Annotated in this window: 3 protein-coding genes; 1 reads left to right on the forward strand and 2 read right to left on the reverse strand. The window is 67.4% G+C overall.

From position 1 onward, the window contains the following. Positions 1–304 precede the first annotated feature (304 nt). The gene (locus AC5WRT_RS31075) at positions 305–2,974 is read left to right on the forward strand and encodes an ATP/GTP-binding protein (protein WP_496095634.1); all 2,670 of its coding nucleotides are present in this window, start codon (positions 305–307) and stop codon (positions 2,972–2,974) included. Between the two features lie 840 nt (positions 2,975–3,814). On the opposite strand, the gene AC5WRT_RS31080 is transcribed toward AC5WRT_RS31075, so the two are convergent. Beyond that, a complete protein-coding gene (locus AC5WRT_RS31080; protein WP_351550857.1) occupies positions 3,815–4,027 on the reverse strand; it encodes a hypothetical protein in 213 nt (70 codons plus the stop codon). Next, entirely contained in the window at positions 4,027–8,331 is a 4,305-nt protein-coding gene (locus AC5WRT_RS31085; protein ID WP_496095633.1) for a DUF6531 domain-containing protein, read from the reverse strand. Before AC5WRT_RS31085 ends, AC5WRT_RS31080 begins: the two co-directional genes overlap by 1 nt. Between the last annotated feature and the right edge of the window lie 167 nt (positions 8,332–8,498).

Consider the following 8,498-nt stretch of genomic DNA (forward strand, 5'->3'; position numbering starts at 1 on the left):
GCGTGCACGGCATCAATGAACTCCACCGGATAGAGCGGATGGAGCGGCCTGGCCCGCCACTAGGCCATGGAGTCCCAAGCCTTGTCCCTGCTCGGGGAGACCGTCTACTCCGAGGTCTCCATGCCGTACGACTCAGCAAGATGCGGCGACGATCTCGTCGGAGGTCAGCCCTTCGTGGTCAGCGAGAGGACCAGACCGTCCAACCCACCCGTGCGCTGCGCCTACTTCGGCGTCGTGATTGCGGGCTTGCCAGGTCAGCCTCAAGGCCGCATAAATTGGCTCCAGTTGATCGTCAGGGGGAGCGGTGACGGGACGGGACCTTCGAACGCTGTTCAGTTCAAACGACCGGAGTATCGCCGCCAGTGAGGCGTTCACGAACCGGCAGGCGCAGTGGCAGGCGGTGACGGCCGGCCTCGCAGATCACATACAGCGTATGGCCAGTTCTGACTTCGACGTGGAGGACTTGGAAAGCCCCCGCACCAACATCATCATGTTCCACGGTGTGGGCGGGATCGGCAAGTCAACGCTCTCCCGCAAGATCGAGGCGTCGCTCGCCCACAGTGAGCACCGCCCAGTGCAGTGGGAAGCGTCATCCCACGAGGAACGGATCCTTCCGGTCCGCATCGACCTCGCGCACGCCGCGGGCATGGACTTCGAACGGGTCATCCTCACCATCCGCCTTGCCGTCGCCACGCTCGGTCGGCCGATGCCCGCCTTCGACCTCGCTCTGCGCCGCTACTGGGAGCACAACCACCCAGGTGAACCGATCGAGGACTACCTGCGCAGGGGCGGGCTGCTGAGCCGCTTCAGCGCCGCTGCCGCCCTACCGCAGCAGATGCAGTCCGCCCTCAGCGACGTCGCTCAGGCCCTGCTCCTGCCCGGCACCGTCGGCAGCGCTCTCGGGCACGGGGGCGGGGCACTCATCAAGGCGTTACGCGAGCGGCGCCAGTCCGTACGCGCCCTCGCCGGCTGCTCCCGCCTGGCCGACCTGCTGGAAGCCGAGCCCGACCTGGAAACCCTCAGCTTCTACCCACACCTGCTCGCCTGGGACCTGGCCCAACTCCCAGCCGACAAGAGCGCACTGCCTGTGATCCTCATGGACACCTTCGAGGACACAGGCGACCGCACCCACCGTGACTTCGAGCGCCTGCTCCAGCGCATCGTGTGGCTGATGCCCAACGCGTTCTTCGTCGTCACCGGACGCAACCGCCTCCAGTGGGCAGAGAGCAGCTTGGAAGGGCAACTCGACTGGATCGGTCCGAATGCGTGGCCCGGGCTCGTCTCCGACACGCCCCATACCCGGTCAGGGGTATCCGGCGGCCACATCCTGATCGGCGACTTCTCCCCGGAAGACTGCGAGGACTACCTGTCCCGCAGGCTCAGCCGCAACGGGCAGCCGCTGATCGAGGAACCGGTCCGCCGGATCATCGCCGAGCGCTCCCACGGGCTTCCTCTGTATCTGGACCTGTCGGTCATGCGGTACCTGGAGCTTCGGCGCAGCGGCAGACAGCCGGAGGTCACGGATTTCGACCACGACTTTCCCGCCCTGATCGCCCGTACTCTCAGAGATCTGACCGCCGAGGAACGCCACGTACTCCGCTCGGTCAGCCTGCTGAGCGCGTTCTCCGTGCCCCTGGCCACCCAGGCCGCCGGCATGCAGCACGAGGCGCCTGCCCTGCGGTTGACCGAGCGCCCCTTCATCCGGGAGTCCGCCTCCGGTGTGTGGCCCTTCCATGTCCACGACCTCATCCGCGCCGCCATTCGCAACACGGACGACGCCAGTGACGACCGCTGGTCGGAGCACGACTGGCAGCGCGCGGCCCAACGCGCCTTCCAGGCTCTGGAATCGCAGTGGCGCCAGGACCTGCGACGCGACCGCGCCGTCCTGGTCGGATGCCTCCAACAAGGGCTGCTCCTCGCACGGGACTTCCATCTCGATCTCGGCTGGCTCGGCGATGCGGCATTCCAGTACGTAGGGGACTCGATCTGGGAACCGCTGGTGCTCCCCGCCGCCGACGCCGCGTCGTCGGGGGGCGTGCGAACTGCTGCGGATGCCCTGGTGGAAACGCTCAGTGCCATCGCCCGGCGCCAGCACGAACACCGTGAACGCACAGTCAGTCGGCTCTCCGCCGTCCTCGCATCGGGGTTGCTCCCTGATGAACTGGTCGAACTGGCCACGTATTACCAGGCGAAGGCTCAGCGGGACCTCGGGTTGACCGACGATTCCCGCCGCGGCATGCAGCGTGTCGCGTCCGCCGGCGGTCGGCTCGCTTCCGCCGCTCGACGGGGTCTGGCGCACCTGAGCCGAGTGTCCGGAGATTTCCCAGCGGTGGTGGAGGCCGCCGGGAGGCTGGGCTGGGCTGGGCGGCACCATCGGGTGCTGGGGGACGTCTGGTGGGTGCAGGGAGACATGGAGCGGGCGGCAGCCGCGTATCTGGCGGCCCGGAGTGAGGCCGAGGAACACGGTGTGGTCGGCGAGACTGCTGTTGCCCAGGCCCATCTCGCCTTCGCCGTATCCTTCGTCGACCCGCTTCGGGCCGATGACGAACTCGACCTCGCGGACCGGCTGCTGTCACCCTTGAGTCTGCGCTCCAACGAGATGACCGCTCACATCGCCACACTCGTGCGCGACGCAGGATTCGCCGTAGACCTGCCCGACCGGGCGGCCGTCCAGCTCGCAGAAATCGGCGTCTCCGGCATCTCCTACGCCGCGGCCAAACTGCAACTGGCCCTGTGCTTCCACCACGCGGTCCTTGGTGCCCAGGACAACCTCGCGGCTGACATCGACCGCTTGCGCGGGCTCACGCAAAACGGCTACTACGCCTACTACGTCGAAATCGCGCACTTCATGGGCGACCTCCCACTCCCCCCGAACACCGAACGAGCACGGTGGATCGACGGGGAACAACAGACCCGGGAACGATGGCGCAACATAGTACTGGGACGCCGCGATCATGTCGGCAGGGTCCGTTGAGCCGCAGTACACGATCTCCTGCTGCCAGGAGATCGCCCGGCTCTCCACAAGACACCCGCACCCGGCGCCTCCATCCATAGGCGGGGCGATCTGTGTCCGTGGGGGCTTCCGGGCGGAACACCACCATGCCAGGGGCACTGCCCGACCGACCAAGCGCAAATTCGCCGACGCAACGCGTCATACAAACTCGGCAGGCGCTCCGCCACACCACCCCCTTGGGAGAAATCTGGGAGATGATCTTCCCCTAGAGACCACGCGAGCCCACGCCGCACCAACCCAGACCAAGGCTTTGACCTGCACGTTTACCCACACGCGCAGGTGTCGATCTTGTTCGAACCTCATTCGGGACGAAGAGGTCGTGGGTTCAAATCCCGCCACCCCGACAGTGAAGTACCAGGTCAGGGGCCTGACCCGTTCAGCGGGTCGGGCCCCTGAGTGGTTGTGCAGGGCGGTTTGGGAGCCGTTTGGGAGCCGACATCGGAGTCCGGCTCCCGGGCGGCTTCCATTCCGTTCCCACCGAGACAGCACCCGGCAGATCACGGAGAGACCCATGGAGCATAGGGACGCGTGAGGTGTGCCACAGCGCACATGGCACTGGCACGGATGACATATGGCCATGGTGTACGCCGTTCTTCTGCCCTTCGCCACCATTCCCCGTCCTCAGGTCTCGCGGGCAACGAGGAGCCCATGCCTGCTACCAGGCGAGGTGAGCGCCAGGCCCTGGCCTGGGACGTGCCTGGCAGAATCGGCTGTGTTCCACGGAGGACGTCCCAATCACCGACCGAGTAGAAGGCGGTGATCCGGTTCAGGATCCCCCGAAGCGACGGATCATCGGTTTTTTCAGCCGCACGGAGTGATGATCTCCCAGTCCTTTGCGGGGTCCCCGGTTAGAAGGTACTCGCTCAGATACATGTCTGTGTCCTCGTGAAGGTCGTCCTCCAGGTCCCAGACGGACTCGCACTCGGGGCAGAGGAAGAACCTCTGGCCCGTGTCCTTGCGCTCGTAACAGCGCACCCAGTCCTGGCCGCAGTGCGCGCAGGCGACCTTGTCCATCAGTTCCAGCTCCTCGGGAAGGCCGTGATCACTTCGTTGCCGTGCTCGACTGTGATCGAAATATATTCCTCCCCGGCGTTGTAACCCACCTGCCGGGCCATGGGGATGATGTAGGTGGTTCGAGCGCCCTGCTGGTTGACCGACACTGCCATGGCGCGCCGGCTCCATGCCTCGTCGACAGTTTCCAGCACGCCCTTGTTGCCCGTGTCGAAGACACCGTGAGCGGGCTTCGCGGGGTTCTCCCGGGTGTGCTGCATGACGTGAGTGATGCGGTGACCCTCGGCCGAACCCGGACCGTAGTCCAATCCTTCGGGCGAGCGGTACCAGCCGCCTCCGAGGTCTTCCAGCTCACAGCCGTACAGACCCAGCGGGTCCGACCAGGTGCCGGGATGGCGGACGTACGCCGAAGGGTTGGGGGCCGGCTTCAGGCCCAGGGGGTCCTGGCTGAGGTAGCAGGCTGTCTCGGCGTCGTAGTAGCGGAAGTAGTTGTAGTGCAGGCCGGTCTCGGTGTCGGCGTACTGGCCCGGGAACCGCAGCGGGCAGTCGGCGGCGGAGGGCTCGACCGGGCCGGCGAGGGTGGTGCCCCACAGAGTGGTCCGGCTCTGCCATGTCGTCTCGCCCTCGGCGGTGACCAGCTCGGTGGGCATGCCGACGGCATCCGACACGACCACTTGGAAGACGGCCGCGTGGCCGGGTGACGACTCCTCGGCCAGTCGGGCGAGGAACGAGGCGTCGCGTCCGACGGCTGATCGCCGGTGATCGGTCTGGGCGATCGGCCGGTGGGTGCCGGGCTCGTAGTCCCAGGTGGTCACCTTGCCGTCCGGGCCGGTCTGTTCCGCCAGCCTGGTGTCGTCCCAGGAGAAGTCGACGCGATCGGCCTGCGTTCCGTCTTCCGCCAGGCGGTACTTGCACAGGCGGCGCCCGAACGGGTCGTACGCGTACCTCCACCGTTCGCCGTCCGGCGTGGCGACCTCGACCAGGCGGTCCTCAGCGGTCCAGGCGTACGTCCAGGTCCGCGTCTGCCCGTTGAGCAACTTACGGGTCCTGCGGACCAGGCGTCCCTGGGCGTCGTGCTGGTAGGTGTTGCGGTCGGCACGACGGACGAGAGTGCCGTCGAATTCGCGCTCCCCGGCGGAGCCGTGACCGGGTGCCGACGCCTGCACCAGATTGCCGACCTGATCGTAGGCGTATGTCTCGTTCCAGCCATGGGCGCGTACGCCCGTGACGCGGCCCGTCGCGTCCAGATCGAACCGGCGGGTACCCGTGGTGAGCTCGCGGATCTCCGTCAGATAGCCGTCGCTGCGGTAGGCATAGGCGCGGTGCTGAAGCAAGTTCTGCGCATCGGCCGAACCTGCGGTGACGGATTGGAGCGTCAGGCGGCCGACCGCGTCCCACGTCTGGCTCAGCAGGACATCTGTACCGAGACGGCGCTCCGTCTCGTGTCCGGCGGCATCGTGAGTGAAGGCCAGGGTGCCGGCCTCCGAGCGAAGCTCCAGGGGGCGCCCTGCCGCGTCGTACGTCCACAGCGAGACCAGTCCGGACGGAGCCTCGCGGCGGATACAGCGGCCCAACGGATCGTAGGTGTAAGCCGTGACGCGATCGTCGACCGTCTCGCTGAGAGTACGCCCGAGAGCATCCCGGGAGAGGACCACTTCGGCGTCTCGGTTGACCGCCCGAGCGAGCAGTCCGTCTGCTCCGTATTCGAAGGTTGTCGTCTCACCTGTGCTGGTGCGCTGCTCCACGACGCGGCCCGCCGCGTCCCGGACGAAGCTCAGCGTCTCCCCGGCCCCGTTGGTACGTGAGACAAGTCGGCCCGTGCCGTCGTGCGTGTACGTCAGCGTGCGGCCGTTGAAGTCCGTCTCGGCCGTCAAGCGGCCGGCTTCGTCGTAGGTGTACGACCAGGTCCGGCCCTGCGGGTTGGTAACACCTGTCAGGCGCAGTTCCGTGTCGTACGAGAACGCGTAGTGGGCGCCGTCCGGGTCCGTCCGGGTGGCCGGGACGTCGAAGTGGGTCGCCGTGTGGTGGGTGGTGTTGCCCGCTGCATCCGTGTAGCTGAGCAGGTTGCCCTCGGCATCCCACGTCCACGACTCGCGGGTACCGTCGGGCCGTTCCTGCCAGGAGGGCTTACCCTCCGTTGTCCAGCCCAGGCGCGTGGTGTGACCCAGAGGGTCGGTCACCTCAATCACCCGCCCGAACGCGTTCCGGCGGATTGTTGTCGTGTGACTCAGTTCATCAGTGAGGGAGATGGGCAGGCCCGCAGCGTCGTAGGCCACCGTACGGGTGTGACCGAGTGCGTTGGTGATGGCGGTTGGGCGTCCCGCCTCGTCGTTCGTGTACCGCGTCTCGGCGCCGGTCGGATCCACGGTCCTGAGCAGGTTGCCCCGCTCGTCGTACATGTGGTGCCACATCGCGCCACCCGGCTCGACCACCTCGGTCGGCAGGCCGAGCGCGTTGTAGGAAGCCTGGGCGAGCGAGCCGTCGGCGAGGGTGAGGCCGGTGAGATGGCCCGAGCCGTCGTAGGTGTACCGCGTGGTGTGCCCCAGTGGGTCCGTCACGGCGACCGGCTGGGCTCCGTATTCGTCCCACTCGGTGCGCGTCACATGCCCGAGCGCGTCCGTCTCCTCCACCACGAGGCCGTCGGCGTTGTACCGGTGGACGGAGACGTGGCCCTGCGAGTCCGTGTATGTCGTTGTGCGGGCGGTGTCGTCGTAGGTCAGGGTGCCGGAGAGGATGCCGTCGACGCCCTCGGTGCGGACGACCCGGCCGCGCTCGTCGTAGACGTAGCCGAACCAGGTGCCGTTGCGGTCGGTCCAGCGGGTGACCCGGCCCTCGACGTCGTAAGTGAAACGGAGAGGCTCGTCGCTGGAGTTGATGACCTCGGTCAGGTTGCCGGAACCGTCGTAGCCGTAGCGCATCACGACCGTGCCCTCGTCGGGTGCGGTGCCCGGGCGGTAACGCGATGGCGGCTCGTCCAGGAGACGCAGGGCCGTGATGCGGGGGCCCTGGGTGTCGACGGCGACGTAGTAGCCGCCGGAGTGGCGGATGCCGAACGGGACACCGTCGTCGTCGCGTTCGACGTCGATGCGGTTGCCGTTGCGGTCACTCCAGGAGTCGAGGGCCAGGTGGAAGACGCCGAAGGACGGGGAGGGAACGGGTGCGGCGAAGGTCCGGGTCACGCCCGTCGTCGGGTCGGTGACCGTCATCGCGCCGTCCGGCTTGCCGTCCCACTCGAGCGGCCAGCGGGCGCCCTTCACCGGCATCGTCGGCACGCCCGGCTCCGGCACCGGGTACACCAGGCGCATGCCGTCCGCCGCCGCGAAGACGACGCCCTCGCCGTCGATCTGGAGGCACTCGTCGAGGGTGGATATCCAGGTCGGGCCGAAGCAGACGCCGCCCCGGTAGGAAGAGAGGTGGGTGCGGGTGAACTGAAGCGGCAGACTGCCCGGCAGGGTCAGGTCCGTCTGGGTCATCAGCATCGAGCCGGTCGCCACGTCGATCGGCTCGCCCACACACGGGATGCGGTCGGCGTTGCGGGCTGCCGGGCCCAGATCGACAAGGTCGGGGCGGAGCGACGGTGGTCGCAGCAGCGTCGGAGTGTCCGCGAGGCCGCCTTCCATGCTCGCCGTCAGCAGGCCGTCGCCCGCTCCGAGCACGCCGCCGAAGATCATGCCGTCCTTGGCGGCCTGGTTAACCTCGTCCAGGCTGAAGCCGTGCTGCAGACCGGCCACCATCTGCAGCGGCTGGGCCACAGCGGCGTCGATGGTGACCGACTCGACCCCGCCGAACGCAACGCCGGCGAAGGCACCTCCGATGATATCGGCCACCACGGCGGAGACCCCGACGCCTATCGTGGCGCCGAACTCGATGACCGCGTCCGCTGCGGCCGCCGCCGCACCGGAAGCGATGCCCGCGGTGAGCACGGCCAGCGTGATTCCACCCGCGATCACGACCGCGTCGATGGCTATCCGCGTCCACAGCTTGTTGATCGCGTCGTCGATGGCGCCGGCGAACTTGTCCAAGGCGTTGGCCATGTCCCGCGAGGACTTCGCGAGGTCGCTCAGCCAGCCGCCATCCTTGCCCTTGGCATAGCGGTCCCAGAACTTGTGGAACGCCTCGATCGACTCACCCGTGTTGTTGTGGATGATCCCGGACGCGCTGCGGTGCACCGGGGAACGGACGTCATCCACCGAGTCGGCGAAGGCACGCCATGCTTTCGCCGCGTCCCGCAGCTTGTCGGGGTCGGCCTCGGGCCACCACAGGCCCATGTCGAGGAGGATGTGGCGGGCTTTGGACTCAACGCTCACCGGCACCGTCGCTCTGTTTGTGGGTCTTTATTTCCGTGAACATGCCTGCGACGAGTTTGTCGTTGTCCACGTGCCCGTCGGACATGTCGACCATGGCCTCGTGAATGCTCGTCAGGCCGAGCACGAGGATGCCAGGGCTTGCGCAAGTTCCCGCGATCGCCCAACTA

It is taken from the genome of Streptomyces sp. NTD91 (assembly GCF_059510455.1).

Bases quoted from the DNA above. Each gene is read 5' to 3' on its own strand.
- AC5WRT_RS31080 (WP_351550857.1), bottom strand. From the start codon at position 4,027: ATGGACAAGGTCGCCTGCGCGCACTGCGGCCAGGACTGGGTGCGCTGT.